Origin of the sequence: Hoeflea marina (assembly GCF_003182275.1) — a bacterium.
Classification (GTDB): domain Bacteria; phylum Pseudomonadota; class Alphaproteobacteria; order Rhizobiales; family Rhizobiaceae; genus Hoeflea; species Hoeflea marina.
Genome location: NZ_QGTR01000003.1, coordinates 61,969 through 82,164 on the forward strand (window position 1 = coordinate 61,969; position 20,196 = coordinate 82,164).

Below are 20,196 nucleotides of genomic sequence, written 5' to 3' on the forward strand. Positions count from 1 at the left end.
CATCGATTTTTCATCGCATGCAGGCCCGGGCGCGCAGCTGACTTCGGGCTTTTCGGCATCGGCGTCTCCCCCGCCCTTCGAGGGCCGCTGCCGCGGCCGTCCCCGGGATAGGGGTGAAAGGGCTGGTCGCGTGGCCGCTTCAGGATGCAGAGCCGGCGGGCCCCGTCAGATCCGGTTGCGGCGCGTGAGACCGGCCTCCCAGGCGAGCGCGCTTTCGACGATTCCGTCGAGGTCGTCGTGCTCGGGCACCCAGCCGAGAATCTCCCGGGCGCGGGTCGCGTCGGCCACCACGCTGACGGCATCGCCCGGTCGGCGGCCGGCCATGCGGATGTCGAAATCCGCGCCGTGGGCGCGGCGGACGGCGTCGAGCACGTCGAGCACCGAATAGCCGCGGCCATAGCCGCAATTGGCCACCAGGCTATCGCCGCCGCCGCGCAGATGGGCGAGCGCCCTGAGATGGGCGGCCACCAGGTCGGTGACGTGGATATAGTCGCGGACACAGGTGCCGTCGCGCGTCGGGTAATCGGTGCCGAAGACATCGATGTGGCCGCGCTTGCCGAGCGCCGCCTCGGTGGCGGCCTTGATCAGATGAGTGGCGCCCCTGGTCGACTGGCCGGTGCGGCCGCGCGGATCGGCGCCGGCGACGTTGAAGTAACGCAGCGCGGCATAGCGGAGGTCGTGGGCGGCGGCGGCGTCGCGCAGCATCAGCTCGGTCATCAGCTTGGAGACGCCATAGGGCGATTCCGGCGCGAGCGCAGCGGTCTCGCTTACCGGCGCGTCGGTGGCAGGCGTGCCGTAGACGGCGGCGGTCGAGGAGAACACCAGATGCGGGACGCCGGTCTCCACCGCGGTGCGGATCAGCCCGAGCGAGTTGACGGTGTTGTTGTGATAGTAGCCGAGCGGATCGGAGACGGATTCGGGCACCACCACGGAGCCGGCGAAATGGATGATGGCGTCGACGCCGTGATCGCGGATCACCGCGCCCAGCGCCGCCGTGTCGGCGATGTCGGCGCGGATGAACCTCGCCTCCGGCGCCACCGCCCATTCGAAGCCTGTCGACAGCCTGTCGACCACCACCACGTCCTCGCCGGCATCGACGAGCGCCCAGACCATGTGGGAGCCGATATAGCCGGCGCCGCCGGTCACCAATACGCTCATTGCCCGATCCTCCGTCCGATCACGACCGGATCATGGCCGAAAAAGCTTCCCAATCCCTCAACGGCGCTACAGCGCGGAAATATGCCGGGCGAGCCGTGCTGCGGCCTCCTCCACCTGGTCGAGCCGCCTGAGGAAGCAGGCGCGCAGGAACAGTTCGCCGCCCTTGCCGAAGGCGGTGCCGGGCGCCAGGCCGACATCGGCGCCGTCAACGATGGCCTTGGCCGCCGCCATCGAATCGGTGATGCCGTCAACGCGGAAGAAGGCATAGAAGGCGCCGTCGGGCTTGGACATCACCACCCGGTTGGTGGCCGCCAGCGCGTCGCAGAACAGGTCGCGCGCCGCCGTCGCCTGGCGCACCTGCGCCTCGACGAACGCCTCGCCCTGCTCGAGGGCCGCAACCGCGCCCTTCTGCATGAACTGGGCCACGCCGGAGGTCTGGTACTGCACCGAGTTCTCGAGCACCTGGGCGAGTTGCGGCGGGGCGACGATCCAGCCGACGCGCCAGCCGGTCATGGCCCAGTTCTTGGAGAACGAATTGACGTAGAGGATGAGGTCGTCATCTTCGGACACGTCCAGGAAGGACGGCGCCCGGCCCCCCTTGTAGTAGAACCGCGAATAGATCTCGTCGGCGATGATCCACAGCCCGTGGCGGCGGGCGAGATCGAGAATGGCGGCAAGATCCTCGCGCGTCGCCGTCCAGCCGGTCGGGTTGGAGGGCGAATTGAGGAAGATGGCGCGGGTGCGCGGCGTGATGGCGGCCGCGATGCGATCGGGATCGATGGTCCAGCGGCCGGCGCCATGGTCCAGCGGCACCGAAACCGGCACCCCGCCCGACATCGCCAGGGCGGCGGCCAGGTTGGGCCAGGCGGGCGTGATCTCGATGATCTCGTCGCCGGGATCGGTCACCGCCTCGATGGCGATCTTGATCGCCTGCATGCCCGAAGCGGTGACGCAGAAGGCGTCGATCGGCAGCCGGCGATCGAAATGCCGGGCATAATAGTCGCTGAGCGCCTGGCGCAGTTCGGGAATGCCGCGCTGCCAGGTGTAGAAGGTCTCGCCCGCCAGCAGCGCCTCGGAAGCGGCGCGGGTGATGAAATCGGGCGTGGCCAGGTCGCCCTCCCCGGCCCAGAGCGGGATGAGTCCCGGCTTCAGCCTGCCATGATTGATGACGGCGACGATGCCGCTCTCGGGGGCCTCGATGGCGCGGCGGCTGAGATGGGTGACAGGCGACATGGCGATCTCCGTTTCGATCCCCGTCCGTAGCCCAAAATCCGGCCGCATGCACGTCAGCAGAGGTGATGATTCGATCGATTTCCGTCATGAAGATCCGGGCCGATGCCCGGATCATCCGTGCGGCATCCGGGCGCCGGGCCGGGAGGCGCGGCGCCGGGCCGGCAGCCTACTTCTTGAGCAGATCGCGGATCTCGGTCAGCAGCGCGATGTCGGCGGGCGGCGCCACCGGCGCGGAGGGCTTCTCGACTTCCTTGGTGCGAAGCGAATTGACGCCCTTGACCATGAGGAAGATGATCCAGGCAAGGATGAGGAAATTGATCAGCACCGTGAAGAAATTGCCGTAGGCGAGAACCGCGCCCTGTTCGCGGGCCGCGTCGAGCGTCGTCGCCGTCACACCGCCGGCAAGCGGAATGAAGAAATTGGAAAAGTCGATGCCGCCGAAGATGGCGCCGACGACCGGCATGATGATGTCGTTGACCAGCGATGTGACGATGAGGCCGAACGCCCCGCCGATGATCACGCCGACGGCGAGGTCCATCACATTGCCTTTGGAAATGAAAGCCTTGAACTCGTTGAGCATGCGTTGCCTCCGTCGTGCGCGCGTCGTCATCGGACAATCCCCCCGCGCCGTGCGCCCCGCGGACCGATTGTGAGGGTGGTATAGCATGGCCCCGCGGGCCGCCGGAAGCAACGGCCCTCCTTTATGCCCAGATTGATGTGCTTGCGCCCCTTGTCTTTGCATGCGTGGTCCCGAAGCCGCAGGACACTTCCGGCCGACATGCATTAGGCGGAAAGTTCAATCGCGCCCGGCTTGTGCAGGCCACCGATACGGCTATTGTCTCAGCGCGTATCCGGGGATGGTTGGATGGAGGGAACTATGCTGCCGGGCTGGCTGGTTTTCACATCGGCGCTGTTCTACCTGCTCATGCTGTTTGCGATCGCCACCTATGGCGACCGCTCGGCGCACCAGCGCCGGCGGCAGACCGCCGGACGGCCGATCATCTATGCGCTGAGCCTGGCGATCTACTGCACCTCGTGGACCTATTTCGGCGGCGTGGGCCTGGCCGCCTCGCGCGGGATGGAATTCATCGCCATCTATATCGGTCCCGTGCTGATGTTCACCTTCGGCATGCCGGTGATCCGGCGCATCGTCAATCTCGCCAAGGCCGAGAAGATCACCTCGATCGCCGACTTCATGGCCGCCCGCTACGGCAAGAATCCGCTGGTGGCCGCCCTGGTGGCGCTGATCGCCGTCATCGGCACGATCCCCTACATCGCCCTGCAGCTCAAGGCGGTGTCGATTTCGGTGGCCGCCATGATCGATGTCGAACAACTGGCGCGAATGACCCACTCGCTGTTCCTGTCCGACATCTCGTTCTTCGTCACGCTGGTGCTCGCCGCCTTCGCGATGATCTTCGGCACCCGCCACACCGACGCCACCGAGCACCAGGACGGGCTCATTCTCGCCATCGCGATGGAATCCGTGGTCAAGCTGGTGGCCATCACCATGGTCGGCATTTCGGTGGTGTTCGTCTTCTTCGACGGCCCCGGCGACCTCATGCGCGCCTCCTACGACAGCGTGCAGGTGATGCAGGCGCTGACCTACCAGACGCCGCCGGCGCGCTGGTTCCTGCTCATCGGCCTGTCGGCCATCGCCATCATCCTCCTGCCGCGGCAATTCCACGTCACCGTGGTGGAGAACCGCACGCCCAGCGAACTGCAGATGGCGCGCTGGCTGCTGCCGCTCTACCTGGTGGCCATCAATCTGTTCGTGATGCCGGTGGCCATCGCCGGCATCCTGCAGTTCGGCCCCGGCGCGGTCAGCGATCTGTTCGTGCTGTCGCTGCCGATGGTCAACGGCATGCCGCTCCTGACCCTTATCGCCTTCATCGGCGGGTTCTCGGCCGCCACCGCCATGGTCATCGTCGCCTCGGTGGCCATCTCCATCATGGTGTCCAACGACATCATCGTGCCGGTGGTGCTGAGGCGGCGCGACCGGCGCAGCACCGGCGGCGACTTCTCCCGCACGATCCTCAGGATCCGGCGCACGGCCATCGTCGGCATCCTGTTGCTGGGCTTCGCCTACTACCGGGCGGCCGACATCAATGCCGGCCTGGCCTCGATCGGACTGCTGTCATTCGCGGCCATCGCGCAGCTGGCCCCGGCCTTCTTCGGCGGCCTGTTCTGGCGCCAGGCCAATGCGCGCGGCGCCATCGCCGGCCTCTCGGGCGGCATCATCGTCTGGGGCTACATGCTTCTCGTGCCGAGCCTCGGCGGCCCCGACAATTCCGCGGTGGCGGCGACCGTGCTCGAATTCGCCGTCCCGGGCTTCCGGACGCTGACCGGACCCGAGCCGGACGCGCTGTTCAACTCGGTGCTGCTCAGCCTCATCATCAACTGCCTGCTCTATGTCGTGGGCTCGATGTCGCGGCGGCCGAAGTCGATCGAGCGGATCCAGGCCGCGGCCTTCATCCCGCAGGGCCGTCGCGCCATCGAATCGGGCCGCAGCTGGAAGACCAAGGTGACCGTCAGCGACCTCAAGCAGACCATCAGCCGCTATCTCGGACATGAACGCACCGACCGGTCGTTCCATTCCTACGAGCGCTCCGTCGGCCGCTGGATCAACGACCAGGACCAGGCCGACATGGGGCTGCTGCGGTTTGCCGAACAGCTGCTCGGCAGCGCCATCGGCTCGTCCTCGGCACGCCTGGTGCTGTCGCTGCTGTTCGAGCGCGCCGATGAAATGCCCGGCGACACCGCCCGGCTTCTCGACGAGGCGTCCGAGGCGCTGCAGTACAACCGCGACCTGCTGCAGACGGCGCTCGGCCAGATGGACCAGGGCATCACGGTGTTCGACAACACCAACCGGCTGACCGTCTGGAACAAGCGCTTCCGCGCGCTGCTCGACCTGCCCGAACAGGTGGGCCAGGTCGGCTTCTCGCTGGAAAGCATCCTGGCAATCCTGACCAGCCGCGGTGACCTGACCAAGGAGGAGGAGCGCGACGTCCTCGACCGGTTCCTGACGATGGACCGTCCCTTCTCCCTAACCGTCGGGCGCGAGCGCCGGATCATCGAAATCCGGTCCAATCCGATGCCCGACAGCGGCTTCGTCACCACCTATGCCGACATCACCGAACGGGTGACCGCCGACATGGCGCTCAAGCAGGCCAACGAGACGCTCGAACAGCGCGTGGACCAGCGCACCGCGGAGCTGACGCGGGTCAACCGCGAGCTGGAAAAGGCCCAGCTCGCGGCGGAGGACGCCAATATCGGCAAGACCCGCTTTCTTGCCGCCGCCGGGCACGACATCCTGCAGCCGCTGAATGCGGCGCGGCTGTATTCCTCGACGCTCGTCGAACGGCTTGGCGATTCGGCGGACATGGAACTGGTGCGCAACATCGATTCCTCGCTGGAATCGGTGGAGGCAATCCTTGGCGCCGTTCTCGACATCTCGCGGCTCGACACCGGCGCGATGAAGCCGCAGATGACGAGCTTCCCGCTCAACGACCTGCTCCGGCGCATCGCCACCGACTTTGCACCGATCGCGCTCGAACGGAACCTGCGGTTCACGGTGATGCCGACGAGCGTCTTCGTGCGCACCGACCCCAACCTGCTGCGGCGGCTGGTGCAGAACCTGGTGTCCAACGCGATCAAGTACACCCGCGAGGGGCGGGTGCTCATCGGCGTGCGGCGGCGCGGCAGCAAGGTTCTCATCCAGGTCCTCGACACCGGCATCGGCATACCGCCGTCGAAGTTCCGCACCGTGTTCAAGGAATTTACCCGGCTCGACGAGGGCGCGCGCACCGCGGCAGGCCTCGGCCTCGGCCTGTCGATCGTCGACCGCATCGCCCGCGTGCTCAAGCACAGCGTCGACATCTACTCGAAGGCCGGCAAAGGCACCGAATTCCGGGTCGAGGTGCCGATCGAGACCAATATCCAGCGGCTGCAGTCAGGACCCAAGAAGTCCGGGCGGGACATGGCCAGCGCCAACCTGCAGGGGCTGCGCGTGCTGTGCATCGACAACGAGCCCAAGATCCTTGAAGGCATGACGCTGCTGCTCGGCGGCTGGGGATGCACCGTGATCGTCGCGGGGTCGGTCGCCGCAAGCCTGGAGATCGTCGCCGTCCAGGATGCTCCGGACGTGATCCTGGCAGACTATCACCTGGACGACGGCTTCGGCATCGACGCCATCCTCGAACTGAGGAAGCTCTGGCACAGCGACATCGCGGCCCTGCTGGTGACCGCCGACCGGACGCCGGAGGTGCGCACGCTGGCCGAATCGGAGCGGATCGCGGTGCAGAACAAGCCGATCAAGCCGGCGGCGCTGCGCGCCTTCCTCAACCAGATCGCGGTGATCAAGCGCGCGGCGGCCGAATAGGGCGCACTGCCCCGTCAGCCGGGCTGATGCAGCACCTCGGCGCCGATCTTGGACAGCTGGATGACCGCCTGGGTGCGGCTGTCGACGCCAAGCTTCTGCAACACCGCCGAGACGTGGGCCTTGATGGTGGCTTCCGAAACGCTGAGCTCATAGGCGATCTGCTTGTTGAGCAGGCCTTCGGCCAGCATGCCGAGCACGCGGCCCTGCTGCGGCGTCAGCGTCTGGATCCGGGCGATCAGCGCCCCGATCTCGGGATCATGTTCTGAGCCGAGGTCGATGTCGCCGGGCGTCCATATGCCGCCGTCGAGCACCGCGCGGATGCCCTCGCGGATCTGTTCGATGCTCGCGGACTTGGAAATGAAGCCCGACGCGCCGAGCTCGAGAGCGCGGCGGATCGTGGTCGGGTCGTCGGTTGCCGAGACAACGACGACCGGCAGGCTGGGGAACTCCGCCCGGAAGGCGATCAGCCCCGACAGACCGGACACGCCCGGCATGGTGAGATCGAGCAGGATCAGGTCGGCGTCGGAGTTCAGCCCGGCCTGCCTGCGGGCCGTATCAAGGTCGCCCGCCTCGACGATGACCGTGTCGGTGGCAATTCCGGACAAGGCCTGCCGCATGGCACCGCGAAACAGCGGATGATCGTCTGCGATGATGAATGTGAGTTGCCCCATGCAGTATTTCCCCCTCCAGAGGCCCGGCAGCAAGACCGGCAATCTGTCGCGCCTCACTGTAGCGGGACGCGGAGCGGTGATGCAAGAGAGCTGCGCAAGCATGGGGCTGCCGGGCAACGACCCGCGCGACCGCCGCGGAGGAAGAAGCCGATCAGGTGCGGTCGGGCGCCGGCTCCGCGCCGCCGTCCCGCCTCTCGCGGTCCGTGCGCAGCTCGTCGATCATCCCGAAGAAGCCGCGCATCATCTTCTCCATCACGCCGAGGGTGCGCTCGATCTCCGCATCATCGGGAAGCGCGCGGTCGGGCGGCGCGATCATCGGCGACTGCCGGCCGTCAATATCGGCCAGCGCCTCCAGTGCGGCAACCCTGCCCGACAGGCTGGCGAACTGCTCCTCGAAGGCACGGCGCTCGTCGGCCGCCATGCGGCAGACGATCCCGCCCTCCGCCTCTGTGCAGAGCGACATCTCACCCGTCTGTGTATCCAGGCGGACAAAGCCGTTTTCGGTCTTTTGCATCGTGAAGCGGTTTGCTAATCCATCCTGCGCCAGCGTGGGCCCCGCGGCGAGGAGCAGGGCGAGCAACAGGGCAAGGGATACGGGCAATCGGACGGACGTCATGGCTGATCTCCTTTTGCATTCCCGATAGCAGACAATCATGCCAAAACTGCGAAACCCCATCCTGTCACAGGAGCGGCAGCAGTCAAACCGGAAGGCGGGCAGACTACATTGAACACGACCATCTACAAAATTGCGCCGGAACCGCTGTGGCGGGAAGCCGAATCTCGGGGGCGCTTCGAGGGCGCCCCGATCGATCTGGCAGACGGATTCATTCATTTCTCCACCCGCGACCAGGCAGAGACGACGGCGCGGCTGCATTTCGCAGGTCAGGACAAGCTGGTGCTGGTGGCCGTGGATGCCGGGCTTCTCGGCGACAAGCTGGTCTACGAGCCCTCGCGCGGCGGCGACCTGTTTCCGCACCTGTTCGCCATGCTGGAGCTGTCGGCGGTCAAGTGGGTCAGGCCGCTGCCTCTGGGCGAAGACGGGTTGCACCGGTTTCCGGACATGGAGGCATGAGCGGCCTGCTGGAGACGCTCGGCCGGCGGGCGCTGTTCACCCTCGATCCCGAAACCGCCCACGGGTTGTCGATCACGGCGCTCAGGAGCGGACTCGTGCCTGCCTGCCCCCCGCCGCATGATCGCCGACTTGCCATCAGGATCGCAGGCCTGGATTTCCCCAACCCGCTCGGCATGGCCGCGGGCTTCGACAAGAACGCCGAGGTGGCGCCGGAACTGGCGCGGCTGGGCTTCGGCTTCGTCGAGATCGGGACCGTGACGCCGAAGCCGCAGGACGGCAATCCGCGTCCGCGGATCTTCAGGCTGGTCGAGGACCGGGCGGTGATCAACCGGCTCGGCTTCAACAATCGCGGCCACCAGGCGGCCCTGGAGCGGATCGGTTCGCGCGCCCGGGCCGGAATCCTCGGCGTCAATATCGGCGCCAACAAGGACAGCAGCGACCGCGTCGGCGACTATGTGGCGGGCATAGCCACATTCGCCGGAGTGGCGGACTATTTCACCGTCAATGTCTCCTCCCCCAACACGCCGGGCCTGCGCAGCCTGCAGACCCGCGAGAGCCTGGCCGAACTTCTGGCCCGGGTGCTGGCCGAGCGCGACGGGCACGCGAAGAGAGTCCCGGTGTTCCTCAAGATCGCTCCCGATCTCGCCGAGGAGGAACTCGATGCCATCGCCGAGGAATGCCTCGGCCACCAGCTCGACGGCATCATCGTCTCCAACACGACGCTGTCACGCGCCGGCCTCGCGGACCGGCGCCAGGCGGGGGAGACGGGAGGCCTGTCCGGAGCGCCGATCTTCGAGCGCTCCACCATCGTGCTGGCCAAGATGCGCGCACGCCTGGGCAACGCCATGCCGCTGATCGGCGTCGGTGGAATCGGGGACGCGGCAACGGCCGCCGAGAAGGTCCGCGCCGGCGCCGACCTGGTGCAGCTCTACACCGGCTTCATCTTTGGCGGGCCGCAACTGCCGGGACGCATCGTCTCGGGCTTGTCCCAGATCTGCGAGCGCGAGGGGCTGTCGAAGCTGTCGGACCTGCGCGACACCCGCACTACCGACTACGCCGCCCGTTCGATTCCCGCCTGAGCGTCGGGAAATGCGCGGCGGATGCGCGAGGGCAGCAATCCCGCAAGCGCCACGCCGCGAACGATCAGGAACAGGTTGAAGGCCGCCCACAGGCCGTGATTGCCGAACGCGGCGGCGAGGCCCGCCGACAGCGGCAGGAACAGCGCGATCGACACCAGCATCATGTTGCGCATGTCGCGCGACCAGGTGGCGCCGATAAAGACCCCGTCCATCTGGAAGGCGAGCACGCCCGCCACCGCCGTGACGGCGGCCCATGGCAGGAAATCGCCGGCGAGGTCGAGCACGTCCGGCGCCGTCGTCATCCAGCCGATGACGGCGCCGCCGAAAAGCAGGAAGAAGAGCGTCGTCAGCGACGCGAGCGAAAAACCCCAGATCAGCGTCAGCCGCACCGCCTGCAGGAAGGCCGGCCTGTGGCGGGCGCCGATGGCGCGGCCGGCGATCTGTTCGGCGGCGGTGGCAAAGCCGTCAAGATAATAGCCCGCGACCATGAAGATGTTCATCAGGATGGCGTTGGCGGCAAGCGTGGTCTCGCCGAAGCCGGCCCCGGTGCGGGTGAACCAGGCAAAGGCCAGGATCAGCGCCAGCGAGCGGATCATGATGTCGCCGTTGAGCGCCATGAGCCGCACCAGCGAAGCGCGGTCGAGAATGCGCGACAGCCGGGGCGCGCGCGACCTCTCGAAGCGGGCCAGCACGATCAGCAGGCCCACGGCGCATCCGGCGATTTCGGCCATCACCGTCGCCCAGGCGACACCCGCCAGTCCATAGCCCAGGCCGATGCCGAGCCAGATCGAGAGCACGATGTTGACGCCGTTGATGATGCTCTGCAGCATCAGGCCGGTTCCGCCCATGCCGCGGCCGAGCACGTAGCCGAGCAGGGCATAGTTGGCCAGCGCCGCCGGCGCGGAGAGCACGCGGATGGCGAGGTAGGTGGTGGTGGCCGCGGCAACGGGCGCATCGGGGCGCATGAAGACGAGCCCCGCCCCGAGCAACAGCGGCGCCACCGCAATGACCGCAACACCGGCCACCACGGCAATGACCAGCGAGCGCCAGAACACCGCCTGCTCCTCGGCTTCGTCGCCGCGGCCCATCGCCTGGGCGACGAGCCCGGTCGTGGCCGAGCGCAGGAAATTGAACGTGGTGAAGACGAGGTCGAACAGGATCGCGCCGATGGCAAGGCCGCCGATGAGCGCCGCATCCCCCAGCCGACCGACCACCGCGGTGTCGACCAGGCCAAGCAGCGGCGTGGTCAGAAACGCCAGCGTCATCGGCACGGCAATGGCAAAGACCATGCGGTTGGTCACCGTGAAGGCGCGGCCCTCGGGCGGCAGGACGTCGGAAATCAATGGCAGGGGCGACAAGGATGACGTCCGGTGAATTGCGGGTAGCCCTTCCTGCGTGAGTCCCGTCTCCGAGTAAAGCCGGATCCGCGGTCCGCGGCCGGATGCTTGCGCGGCAGGCAGGGCGGTCCGGTCGAGTCTTGCCGCGGCCCAATGGGTGTTTTGCGGCTGTTGCGTGGCGGCCGATGCCGAACAGATCGCCGATCGATACAATTTTCGCTTTTCCGGACCGGAAATTTAACTTCCCCGCGCTAGAGTTGTTCGTCACGAGCGAAGGATGAGGTGGTGGATTCAACATATATTCTTTCGGCCTTCAATCCGGTTCTCGCCCTGGTCTTCGCGGTGATTTTCCTGCTGATCTGGCGGCGGCAGCGGGACGCGACGCATGTGCTGAACTGGGCGATCGGCTATGGCGCCGCCAGTGTCGGATTCGGCTTCGAGTATTTCCATTTCTTCTTCCCGGCGCTTGAACTGTGGATGGGCATCAACATCTTCATCCCGGTAAGCGCGCTGTTTGCCGCCCGGGGGCTTTGCCTGCGCCATTCCGGTCGATCGCCGGACGGGCTGCTGGTCGCCATCCTCGCGCTGACCAATGTCGTGGGTTGGTGGTTCGTCTTTGGCGCCCCCAATGTGCTGGCGCGCGGCCTCACGGTCAGCACCGGCATCTCTGCGCTCATGCTGGTGGCGACCTACGCGATCGCGAAGAACCGGCAGCGCGACCGGATCGACATCGCCGTTTCGATCGCTGCCGTTTCGATCGCGGTCATGCTGATGGCCAGGCTCGTCGGCTCGCTCATGATGGACGGCCCTCCGGTCGCCGACACACGCGAAGCCGACTCCTTCTGGATCATCTCGCTGAAGGTGGTCGGGCTCTACTCCTGGATGGCGTTCGCGATCCTGTTCGTGCTGCGCATCGCCGCCGACCTGGTGTCGGAACTCAGCCTGCAATCGATCACCGACCCGCTCAGCGGCGTGCTCAACCGGCGCGGATTCTTCGCCGCCGCGGAAACGATGATTGCCGGCGCCACGCAATCGCTCCCGGTTTCGATGCTGATCCTCGACATCGACCACTTCAAGAAGGTCAATGACGACTACGGCCACCAGACCGGCGACGAGGTGATCAGGCGGGTCGCCCATGTGATGGACACCTCGGCCCCGGACACCGCAGTGGTCGGCAGGCTGGGCGGCGAAGAGTTCGCCATCTTCCTCCCCAACACCCGGGCCGAGGCGGCGTGCGGATTTGCGGAATCGCTGCGCGCCCTGCTCCGGATGCAGGCCCATCCGGGCATTCCGGCCAGCCACCCGGTCACGGTCAGCATCGGCGTGACCGAGGGCCATGGCGAGAGTCTCGACCAGATGTTCCAGCTTGCCGACACCGCGCTCTATCGCGCCAAGCATGGCGGGCGCGACCAGGTGCAACTGGACCGCGGCACCGAAGCGGAACCGGACGCGACCGCGCGGCTCGACCTGATCCCGGGTCTTCCCGGCTGAGGGGAATCGCTGCCGGTTGTGTTCCCGCCCATGGACTGCGGATGCGCTCCGGGCCATATGTCAGCCATGCCAGCGCTGCCGATCGTCCATGCTCCCGCCTATGACGCCGCCTTCGCCCCCGGCCACCGCTTCCCCATGGGCAAATACACCCGCCTGGCGCAGTTGCTGATCGATGAGGGCTACGCCGACCTCGACGGCTTTCACCGCCCCGGTCCGGCGGCGGCAGAGTGGCTGGCTCTGGCCCATGACCGGAGCTATGTCGACCAGGTCATCGCCTCCCGCGTGCCGAAGCCGATCGAGCGCGAAATCGGCTTCGATGTCGATGACCGGGTGTCATTGCGGGCGCGGCTGGCGACGGCGGGCACCGTGATGGCGGCCCGGCTGGCGCTCGACACCGGCATTGCCTGCAACACCGCCGGCGGCAGCCATCACGCCCGCCGCGCCCAGGGCGCCGGCTTCTGCACCTTCAACGACGTCGCGGTGGCGGCCCATCTGCTGCTTGCCGGGCAGGAGGCGGAGCGAGTCCTGGTGATCGACCTCGACGTGCACCAGGGCGACGGAACCGCGGAGATCTGTGCCGGCAATCCCCGCATCAGGACGGTGTCGATGCATGCGGAGAGGAATTACCCGGCGCGCAAGACGGCGTCGAGCATCGATGTCGGCCTGCCCGACGGCACCGGCGACGAGGCCTATCTGGAGACCCTCGACCGGCTGCTGCCGCTGACCGTCGAGGGGTTTGCGCCGGATCTCGTGTTCTACAATGCCGGCGTCGATCCGCACCGCGGCGACCGGCTGGGCCGTCTCGATCTCAGCGATGACGGCCTGCTGGCGCGCGACAGGCGGGTCTTCTCCTGGTTCCGGCAGAAGGACATTCCGGTGGCATCGGTGCTGGGCGGCGGCTATTCGCACGACATCGACGCGCTGTCGCGTCGGCATCTTCTGACATTCCGGGCAGCGCTGGAGAGCCTCTGACGCACAGCACGTGAATTCGGATCGACGCGACGTGATTGAGCTCATTGCAATCATGCAGGTCGTGATCCAAAAACCGCTGCACATGTTCGGTGCGACACGCATTGGACCGCTCCGGACAAGTCCCGGAGCCTATCTGCGGAAATTGAGCAACCGGAGGATGAGGAAGACCGGAACCACGACGCAGGCACCGAGCGCCAGATAGACGCCGAAGCGGCCAAGCGCCGCAAAGCCGGTTTCCCAGATGTTCACCAGCGTGTCGCGGATCATGTAGAGGACATCGAGCGGATACCAGTGGAAGGCGCTCATGATGACGCCGACGACAAAGGAGATGACCAGGAGCTTGAGGATGGTGCGCCCGAGAGTGTCGCCCAGAAACCGTGTCAATCCGCCGCTCATGTCCGTCTCCCGAAGTTGCAGCCTCCACATAGGCATGGACAGGGCTTCGGGCAAGCCCGTCACTGCGCGCCGGCGATCATCTGCTCCAGCGTTTCCAGCCGGTCGGCTTCGGCAGGCGGCTTGTCCCAGCGCAGACGGTTGATGCGCGGGAAGCGCATGGCGACGCCGGACTTGTGCCGCGTCGAGCGCGCGATGCCTTCGAAGGCGACCTCGAAGACCAGGCCGGTCACCGCATTGGCGCGCACCGAGCGGACCGGGCCGAAGCGCTCGATGGTGTGGTCGCGGACATATTTGTCGATGAGCTTGAGCTCCTCGTCGGTGAAGCCGAAATAGGCCTTGCCGACGGGAACCAGTTCTCCCTCTTCCGGTTCGCCGCGCCAGACGCCGAAGGTGTAGTCCGAATAATAGCCCGAACGCTTGCCGTGGCCACGCTGGGCATACATCAGCACCGCGTCGACGAGATGAGGGTCGCGCTTCCACTTGAACCATTCGCCGCGCGGGCGGCCCGCGACATAGGGCGCGGTGCGGCGCTTGATCATCACGCCCTCGATCACCGGCTCGGGCAGTGCCAAGCGCAATTGCGCCAGTTCGTCCCAGCTGTCGAAGGCAAGCATCGGCGAGCAGTCGAAACGGTGCGGGTCGAGCGGCGCGATGAACGCTTCCAGGCGGGCGCGGCGCTCGGCGAAGGGCAGCCCCCTGAGATCCTCTGAGCCGTCCTGCAGCAGGTCGTAGGCGCGCAGGAAGGCGGGATGGTCGCGCACCATCCTGCCGGTCACCGTCTTGCGGTTGAGACGCTGCTGCAGATCGGAGAAGGTGCCGATGGAGACCTCCCCCTCCGCCAGCCGCGCCACAAGCAGTTCGCCGTCGACAGTGCCGTCGAAGGCGAGATGATCGACCAGATCGGGAAAGGCTGCGGATATGTCGTCGCCGGTGCGGGTGTAGAGCCTTCGCACGCCGCGTTCGGCGGTGGCCTGGACGCGGATGCCGTCCCACTTCCACTCGGCGACGAAGTCCGCCGGATCCAGCCTGGTGAAATCCGCATCCTCGATGGCGTGCGACAGCATCACCGGCCGGAACGGCGCGGCAGCCGCGTTGACCGGCTTGTCGGCCACGCCCTCGAGCCAGTCGAACAGGGTCCGGTAGGGCGGCTCCAGCCCATGCCAGAGCTCCTCGATCTCGGTCACGGCCACACCGCCGAAATCGGCCAGCGCCTGCTTGGCGAGCCGGGCCGAGAGCCCGATGCGGAAGCCGCCGGTGACGAGCTTGAGCAAGGCATAGCGGGACGAGGCGTCGAGCTGGTCGAGCCAGCCTGCGATCAGCTGCGGACCCTCGCGACGGGAGGCGCCGGCGAGCGCCTCGACGATCCCGGTCAGCGAGGGCGCATCGTTTCGACCCGCGTGCGGACCGGCGGGCACCGGCCATGCGAGCGCGATGGTCTCGGCGAGATCGCCGACATAATCGTAGGACAGTTTGAACAGCTCCGCATCCATGCGGCCGGCGATGAGTTCACGCAGCATGGCCGGTTTGACCGAGGCAATGTCGAGGCCGTTGGTCAGCGCCGCGAGTGCATAGCCGCGCTCGGGATCGGGCACGGCGCGGAAATAGCCGCTCAGCAGCTTGAGCTTGCCGTTGCGGCCCGGCGTGAGCACCAGCGTATCGATGAGGTCGGCAAAGCGGCGCATCTATTCCGCCTCGTCTTCGTAGCCGACCATGTGCAGCGGCCGGGCCCGTGTGCCGTTCATCTCGCACCAGCGCACCAATGCCTCCTCGCGGCCATGGGTGACCCAGACCTCTTCGGGCGCGATGGCGGTGATCGTGGCGGTCAGTTCGTCCCAGTCCGCATGGTCGGAAATCACCAGCGGCAGTTCCACGCCACGCTGGCGTGCGCGCTGGCGCACCATCATCCAGCCCGAGGCAAACGAGATCAGCGGATCGGGGAAGCGCCGCGCCCATTTGTCGCCGAAGGCCGAGGGCGGGCCGAGCACGACGGCGCCGGCGAAATCGCCCTTGCCGCCGGTCTCGACGGTGGCCGGACGCAGCTCGCCCAGCGCAATGCCCTGGCTTTCGTAATAGTCGCACAGGCGCTTGAGCGCGCCGTGGATGTAGATCGGCTGGTCGTAGCCGGCGTCGCGCAGCAGCCGGATGACGCGCTGCGCCTTGCCCAGCGAATAGGCGCCGACCAGGTGGGCGCGGTCGGGATTGGCGCCCACCGAACCCAGCAGCCGGGAAATCTCGTCCCCGGCATCGGGATGGCGGAAGACCGGCAGGCCGAAAGTCGCCTCGGTGATGAAGACATCGCAGTCGACCGGCTCGAAGCTGGCGCAGGTGGGATCGGGACGCGGCTTGTAGTCGCCGGAGGCGACGATGCGCAATCCGCCACGACCGACGGCGATCTGCGCGGAACCGAGCACGTGGCCGGCGGGGTGAAACCGCACCGCGACGCCGTCGATTATCAGGGTCTCGCCCAGGGCCGCCACCTGGGTCGAGCCGGCATGGTCCTCGCCGTAGCGGATGGCCATGATGTCGAGTGTTTCGGCGGTGGCCAGCACGTGACCGTGGCCGGCTCGGGCGTGATCGGCATGGCCGTGGGTGATCAGCGCGCGCTCCACCGGCCGCACGGGGTCGATGTGGAATCCGCCCGGAGGGCAATAGAGTCCCTCGGGACGCGGGCAAAGGAGCTCATCGGGGCGCATGGCGTGAAGGTAGGGCCGGCGATGGCTTTGGAAAAGGGCCTTCACAACAGGCTTGTGTTTATTTGTGGCAAGCGCCATAGCCAGCGGACAGTCCTCCCATCTGGTCATCCATGTCCCCTCCGCAACTCACATCCGGCGACGTGCTCGCCGACCGGCGCGCCGGTTATGCCCGCATGCTGCTGGATTCGGGCGACGCGGCGGCGGCAGCGGACCTGCAACGCCAGGCGCTGGATCTGGCGCCCGGCTGGGCCGCGGGCTGGCACGAGCTCGGCCTCTACCGGGAAGCCGCCAAGGATCTCGCCGGCGCCGCCGAAGCCTGGCGGCAGGTGCTGGTGATCGAACCGGCAGACATGTTCGGCGCCGGGATGAAGCTCGCCCTGGTGGGACATGCCGCGATCCCCGCGGTGCCGCCGAGCGAATATGTGGCGCAGTTGTTTGACGACTACTCAGACCGTTTCGACACCGCGCTGGTCGAAGCGCTGCACTACGTCGTGCCCGAACGGCTGACGGCGATGATCGCGGACGCGGCCGGCCCCGGCGCCCGCTTTGCCAAGGTGATCGATCTTGGTTGCGGCACCGGGCTGTTCGGCGAGCGGATCCGCGGCGTCACCTCCTGGCTCGAAGGCTACGACCTGTCCCAGGGCATGCTGGCGAAAGCCGCCGAAAAGGGCGTCTACGACGAACTCGGCCAGGCTGACATCCTCTACGGCATTGAAGCCGCGCGGCAGCCGGGCGCCAGCCAGGCCAACCTGGTGGCGGCAGCCGACGTGTTCGCCTATTTCGGCGATCTCGACCCGGTGATGGCGGTGGCAGCTGGCCTGACCGTGGACCAGGGCCTCATGGCCCTTTCGCTGGAGGCCGGACCAGACGACTGCGACTGGGTGCTGCAGACCTCGCTGCGCTACTGCCACGGCGAGACCTATCTCCGCCGCCTGCTTGACAGCCACGGATTCACCCTGGTGTCGCTGTCGCGCGAGCCTATCCGCCGCGACGGCTCCAACCAGATTACCGGGCTGCTGGTCGTGGCGCGCAAGCGCAGCCCCGCCGCGGTCAAGCCGCCGGAGACCGCTGTCGCGCTCAGCGGCGATGCCATCCCGGTTCCCTCCGCTCCCAACTGAGCGGCACGGCGACTGCAATTGGCATTGGACAGCGCAATCGCCGGCGCTAGATTTACGACGTGAAAGCCGAATCCCCTCCCACTCCGGATGCCCGGGACCCTGCCCTGCCCGAGCCCTTCGCCGGCTGGTTCGCCGCGCGAGGCTGGCAACCGCGGGCCCATCAACTCGACCTGCTGGCCAGCACCCGGGCGGGCCGGTCCATGCTGCTGATCGCGCCAACCGGCGCCGGCAAGACGCTGGCCGGCTTCCTGCCGTCGCTGACCGAGCTTGCCGCCCGCGGCAGGCCAAAGCCGGGGTCCGCAGGACAGGGCCTGCACACGCTTTACATCTCGCCGCTCAAGGCGCTGGCCGTCGACATCGAGCGCAACCTCGCCCGGCCGGTGGACGAGATGGCCCTGCCGGTGCGGATCGAGACGCGCACGGGCGACACGCCGCAATCCAAGCGGGCGCGCCAGCGGCTCGATCCCCCGGACATTCTGCTGACCACACCCGAGCAGGTCTCGCTGCTGATCGCCAATGGCCAGGCGGAAGGTTTCTTCAAAAATCTGCGCTTCGTCATCCTCGACGAACTGCACTCGCTGACCGCGTCCAAGCGCGGCCACCTGCTGGCGCTGGCGCTGGCTCGATTGAGGGCGCTGGCACCCGATCTGGTCACCATCGGCCTGTCGGCAACCGTCGCCGACCCCGAGGAACTGCAGCGCTGGCTGGTGGCGCAAAGACCGGGAACGACGGCTGAGGCGGGACGGATCACGGTGGAGGGCGGCGCCAGGCCCGAGATCAGCATTCTCGAGACCAGCGAGCGCATCCCGTGGTCCGGGCACTCGGCGCGCTACGCGGTGCCGGACATCTATGAGGTGATCAAGCGACACCGGACGACGCTGCTCTTCGTCAACACCCGCAGCCAGGCCGAGATGCTGTTCCAGGAGCTTTGGCGGATCAACGACGACAGCCTGCCGATCGCATTGCATCACGGCTCGCTCGACGCCACCCAGCGCCGCCGTGTCGAGGCGGCCATGGGGCGCAACGAACTGCGCGCGGTCGTGGCGACCTCGACGCTCGATCTGGGCATCGACTGGGGCGACATCGACCTGGTCATCCATGTCGGCGCGCCCAAGGGCGCCAGCCGCCTGGCGCAGCGGATCGGGCGCGCCAACCACCGCATGGACGAGCCCAGCCGGGCAATCCTGGTGCCCGCCAACCGCTTCGAGGTCATGGAATGCCAGGCTGCCATCGACGCCAACTATGTCGGCGCCCAGGACACGCCGTCGGGCGGCACCGGCGCGCTCGACGTGCTGGCACAGCATGTGCTCGGCATGGCGGCGGCGGGCCCCTTCTCCTCCGACGGGCTGTTCGCCGAGGTCACCAGCGCAGAGCCCTACGCGACCTTGTCGCGCGAGCGTTTCGACAAGGTGGTCGATTTCGTCGCCACGGGCGGCTATGCGCTGAAAAGCTATGACCGCTATGCCCGCATCCGCAAGCGCGACGACGGGCTGTGGCGGATCTCCAATCCGCAGGTGGCGCAGCAGTACCGGCTCAACATCGGCACCATCGTCGAGGCGCCGATGCTCAATGTCCGCATGGCCAGCCGCAGGAACGGCACCGTCGGCCGCGGCGGCCCAGTGCTGGGCAAGGTCGAGGAGTACTTTCTCGAAACCCTGGCGCAGGGCGACACCTTCCTGTTCTCCGGCAAGATCCTGCGCTTCGAGGGCATCCGCGAGAACGAATGCCTGGTCAGCCGCGCCTGGGACCAGGATCCGAAGGTGCCGGCCTATGCCGGCGGCAAATTCCCGCTGTCGACCTACCTCGCCGAAGGCGTGCGCGGCATGCTCGCCGATCCGGCACGCTGGGGCGCCCTGCCCGACCAGGTCTCCGACTGGCTCAGGCTGCAGCGCGACGCCTCGCTGCTGCCCGGCCACGGCGAGCTGCTGATCGAGACATTTCCGCGCGGCAGCCGGCACTATCTCGTCGCCTATCCCTTCGAAGGCCGGCTGGCGCACCAGACGCTCGGCATGCTGCTCACGCGTCGGCTCGAACGCGCCGGCGCCCGGCCGCTCGGCTTCGTTGCCACCGACTATTCGCTGGCTGTGTGGGGGCTCGAGGATCTCGGCGCGATGATCGGCTCCGGACGCCTCGCTCTCGCCGACCTGTTCGACGAGGACATGCTGGGCGACGACCTCGATGCGTGGCTCGCCGAATCATGGCTCCTGAAGCGCACATTCCGCAATTGCGCGGTGATCTCCGGCCTGATCGAGCGCCGGCACCCGGGCAAGGAAAAGTCCGGACGCCAGGTGACGGTGTCGGCAGACCTGATCTACGACGTGCTCAGGAGCCACGAACCCGACCACATCCTGCTGCAGGCCACCGCCGCGGATGCCGCATCCGGACTTTTGGACATTCAGCGGCTCGGCGCTATGCTCGCCCGAATCAAGGGCCATCTCGTGCACCGCCGGCTCGACCGGATCTCGCCCCTGGCGGTGCCGATCATGCTGGAGATCGGGCGAGAACCGGTCAGCGGCCAGGCCCATGACGACATTCTGGCGGAAGCCGCAGACGATCTGGTTGCCGAGGCGATGGGACAAGCGTGAACACTGGAACGAA

At 67.2% G+C, this 20,196-nt stretch carries 16 protein-coding genes; 7 read left to right on the top strand and 9 right to left on the bottom strand.

All coding sequences use genetic code 11. From position 1 onward, the window contains the following. Positions 1 to 165: 165 nt before the first annotated feature. The 3 genes from galE to mscL all read right to left on the bottom strand — a co-directional run bounded on the left by galE (position 166) and on the right by mscL (position 2,971). Complete coding sequence (gene galE / locus DFR52_RS11565; RefSeq protein ID WP_110032150.1) at positions 166 to 1,158, bottom strand: UDP-glucose 4-epimerase GalE; 993 nt, start codon at positions 1,156 to 1,158, stop codon at positions 166 to 168. A gap of 66 nt (positions 1,159 to 1,224) precedes the next feature. Then, positions 1,225 to 2,391: a pyridoxal phosphate-dependent aminotransferase gene (locus tag DFR52_RS11570; RefSeq protein ID WP_110032820.1), complete on the bottom strand. Its 1,167-nt coding sequence runs from the start codon at positions 2,389 to 2,391 to the stop codon at positions 1,225 to 1,227. 166 nt (positions 2,392 to 2,557) lie between these two features. Then, positions 2,558 to 2,971 carry a large conductance mechanosensitive channel protein MscL gene (gene mscL, locus DFR52_RS11575; protein ID WP_110032151.1) on the bottom strand — a complete coding sequence of 138 codons (414 nt, stop codon included), beginning with the start codon at positions 2,969 to 2,971 and terminating at the stop codon, positions 2,558 to 2,560. 297 nt (positions 2,972 to 3,268) lie between these two features. Between mscL and DFR52_RS11580 the strand changes: the two genes are divergently transcribed. Then, positions 3,269 to 6,769 carry a hybrid sensor histidine kinase/response regulator gene (locus DFR52_RS11580; protein ID WP_110032152.1) on the top strand — a complete coding sequence of 1,167 codons (3,501 nt, stop codon included), beginning with the start codon at positions 3,269 to 3,271 and terminating at the stop codon, positions 6,767 to 6,769. 14 nt (positions 6,770 to 6,783) lie between these two features. Here the strand turns inward: DFR52_RS11580 and DFR52_RS11585 are convergent, their stop codons facing one another. Both DFR52_RS11585 and DFR52_RS11590 read right to left on the bottom strand, forming a co-directional pair. Continuing rightward, positions 6,784 to 7,440 carry a response regulator transcription factor gene (locus DFR52_RS11585; RefSeq protein WP_110032153.1) on the bottom strand — a complete coding sequence of 219 codons (657 nt, stop codon included), beginning with the start codon at positions 7,438 to 7,440 and terminating at the stop codon, positions 6,784 to 6,786. A 151-nt stretch (positions 7,441 to 7,591) separates the two neighbouring features. Further along, on the bottom strand, positions 7,592 to 8,095 hold the full coding sequence (locus DFR52_RS11590; protein WP_245415312.1) for a hypothetical protein: 504 nt from the start codon (positions 8,093 to 8,095) through the stop codon (positions 7,592 to 7,594). 69 nt (positions 8,096 to 8,164) lie between these two features. Between DFR52_RS11590 and DFR52_RS11595 the strand changes: the two genes are divergently transcribed. Continuing rightward, positions 8,165 to 8,512 carry a DUF952 domain-containing protein gene (locus DFR52_RS11595; protein ID WP_110032155.1) on the top strand — a complete coding sequence of 116 codons (348 nt, stop codon included), beginning with the start codon at positions 8,165 to 8,167 and terminating at the stop codon, positions 8,510 to 8,512. Next, complete coding sequence (locus tag DFR52_RS11600; RefSeq protein WP_110032156.1) at positions 8,509 to 9,591, top strand: quinone-dependent dihydroorotate dehydrogenase; 1,083 nt, start codon at positions 8,509 to 8,511, stop codon at positions 9,589 to 9,591. The genes DFR52_RS11595 and DFR52_RS11600 overlap by 4 nt, the downstream gene beginning before the upstream one ends. Here the strand turns inward: DFR52_RS11600 and DFR52_RS11605 are convergent. After that, on the bottom strand, positions 9,564 to 10,880 hold the full coding sequence (locus DFR52_RS11605) for an MATE family efflux transporter (protein ID WP_110032821.1): 1,317 nt from the start codon (positions 10,878 to 10,880) through the stop codon (positions 9,564 to 9,566). The two genes, DFR52_RS11600 and DFR52_RS11605, sit on opposite strands and share 28 nt — an antisense overlap. 333 nt (positions 10,881 to 11,213) lie before the next feature. On the opposite strand from DFR52_RS11605, the gene DFR52_RS11610 reads away from it, so the two are divergent. Then, positions 11,214 to 12,419, top strand: a complete 1,206-nt coding sequence (locus tag DFR52_RS11610) for a GGDEF domain-containing protein (protein WP_110032157.1) — start codon at positions 11,214 to 11,216, stop codon at positions 12,417 to 12,419. A 66-nt stretch (positions 12,420 to 12,485) separates the two neighbouring features. After that, complete coding sequence (locus tag DFR52_RS11615) at positions 12,486 to 13,391, top strand: histone deacetylase family protein (protein WP_110032822.1); 906 nt, start codon at positions 12,486 to 12,488, stop codon at positions 13,389 to 13,391. Positions 13,392 to 13,520: 129 nt separating this feature from the next. Here DFR52_RS11615 and DFR52_RS11620 read toward each other — a convergent pair whose 3' ends face one another. Genes DFR52_RS11620 through DFR52_RS11630 form a run of 3 tightly spaced genes read right to left on the bottom strand, consistent with a single transcriptional unit; the run spans position 13,521 to position 16,480 of the window. Further along, a complete protein-coding gene (locus tag DFR52_RS11620; RefSeq protein WP_110032158.1) occupies positions 13,521 to 13,787 on the bottom strand; it encodes a DUF6460 domain-containing protein in 267 nt (88 codons plus the stop codon). A gap of 59 nt (positions 13,788 to 13,846) precedes the next feature. Continuing rightward, positions 13,847 to 15,469, bottom strand: coding sequence for a cisplatin damage response ATP-dependent DNA ligase (locus DFR52_RS11625; protein ID WP_110032159.1), 1,623 nt, complete (start codon positions 15,467 to 15,469; stop codon positions 13,847 to 13,849). Next, positions 15,470 to 16,480 (bottom strand): ligase-associated DNA damage response exonuclease, encoded by a 1,011-nt coding sequence (locus tag DFR52_RS11630; protein ID WP_110032160.1) that lies wholly within the window; start codon positions 16,478 to 16,480, stop codon positions 15,470 to 15,472. It lies immediately after the preceding gene. 110 nt (positions 16,481 to 16,590) lie between these two features. Between DFR52_RS11630 and DFR52_RS11635 the strand changes: the two genes are divergently transcribed. Both DFR52_RS11635 and DFR52_RS11640 read left to right on the top strand, forming a co-directional pair. Next, complete coding sequence (locus tag DFR52_RS11635) at positions 16,591 to 17,598, top strand: class I SAM-dependent methyltransferase (protein WP_245415313.1); 1,008 nt, start codon at positions 16,591 to 16,593, stop codon at positions 17,596 to 17,598. A gap of 59 nt (positions 17,599 to 17,657) precedes the next feature. Further along, on the top strand, positions 17,658 to 20,183 hold the full coding sequence (locus DFR52_RS11640; protein ID WP_425351170.1) for a ligase-associated DNA damage response DEXH box helicase: 2,526 nt from the start codon (positions 17,658 to 17,660) through the stop codon (positions 20,181 to 20,183). Positions 20,184 to 20,196: the final 13 nt, after the last annotated feature.

Coding starts and splice junctions, on each gene's coding strand:
- galE (WP_110032150.1), bottom strand. CDS start 1,158: ATGAGCGTATTGGTGACCGGCGGCGCCGGCTATATCGGCTCCCACATG.
- DFR52_RS11570 (WP_110032820.1), bottom strand. CDS start 2,391: ATGTCGCCTGTCACCCATCTCAGCCGCCGCGCCATCGAGGCCCCCGAG.
- mscL (WP_110032151.1), bottom strand. CDS start 2,971: ATGCTCAACGAGTTCAAGGCTTTCATTTCCAAAGGCAATGTGATGGAC.
- DFR52_RS11580 (WP_110032152.1), top strand. CDS start 3,269: ATGCTGCCGGGCTGGCTGGTTTTCACATCGGCGCTGTTCTACCTGCTC.
- DFR52_RS11585 (WP_110032153.1), bottom strand. CDS start 7,440: ATGGGGCAACTCACATTCATCATCGCAGACGATCATCCGCTGTTTCGC.
- DFR52_RS11590 (WP_245415312.1), bottom strand. CDS start 8,095: ATGATTGTCTGCTATCGGGAATGCAAAAGGAGATCAGCCATGACGTCC.
- DFR52_RS11600 (WP_110032156.1), top strand. CDS start 8,509: ATGAGCGGCCTGCTGGAGACGCTCGGCCGGCGGGCGCTGTTCACCCTC.
- DFR52_RS11605 (WP_110032821.1), bottom strand. CDS start 10,880: ATGGTCTTTGCCATTGCCGTGCCGATGACGCTGGCGTTTCTGACCACG.
- DFR52_RS11615 (WP_110032822.1), top strand. CDS start 12,486: ATGCCAGCGCTGCCGATCGTCCATGCTCCCGCCTATGACGCCGCCTTC.
- DFR52_RS11620 (WP_110032158.1), bottom strand. CDS start 13,787: ATGAGCGGCGGATTGACACGGTTTCTGGGCGACACTCTCGGGCGCACC.
- DFR52_RS11625 (WP_110032159.1), bottom strand. CDS start 15,469: ATGCGCCGCTTTGCCGACCTCATCGATACGCTGGTGCTCACGCCGGGC.
- DFR52_RS11630 (WP_110032160.1), bottom strand. CDS start 16,480: ATGCGCCCCGATGAGCTCCTTTGCCCGCGTCCCGAGGGACTCTATTGC.
- DFR52_RS11635 (WP_245415313.1), top strand. CDS start 16,591: ATGTCCCCTCCGCAACTCACATCCGGCGACGTGCTCGCCGACCGGCGC.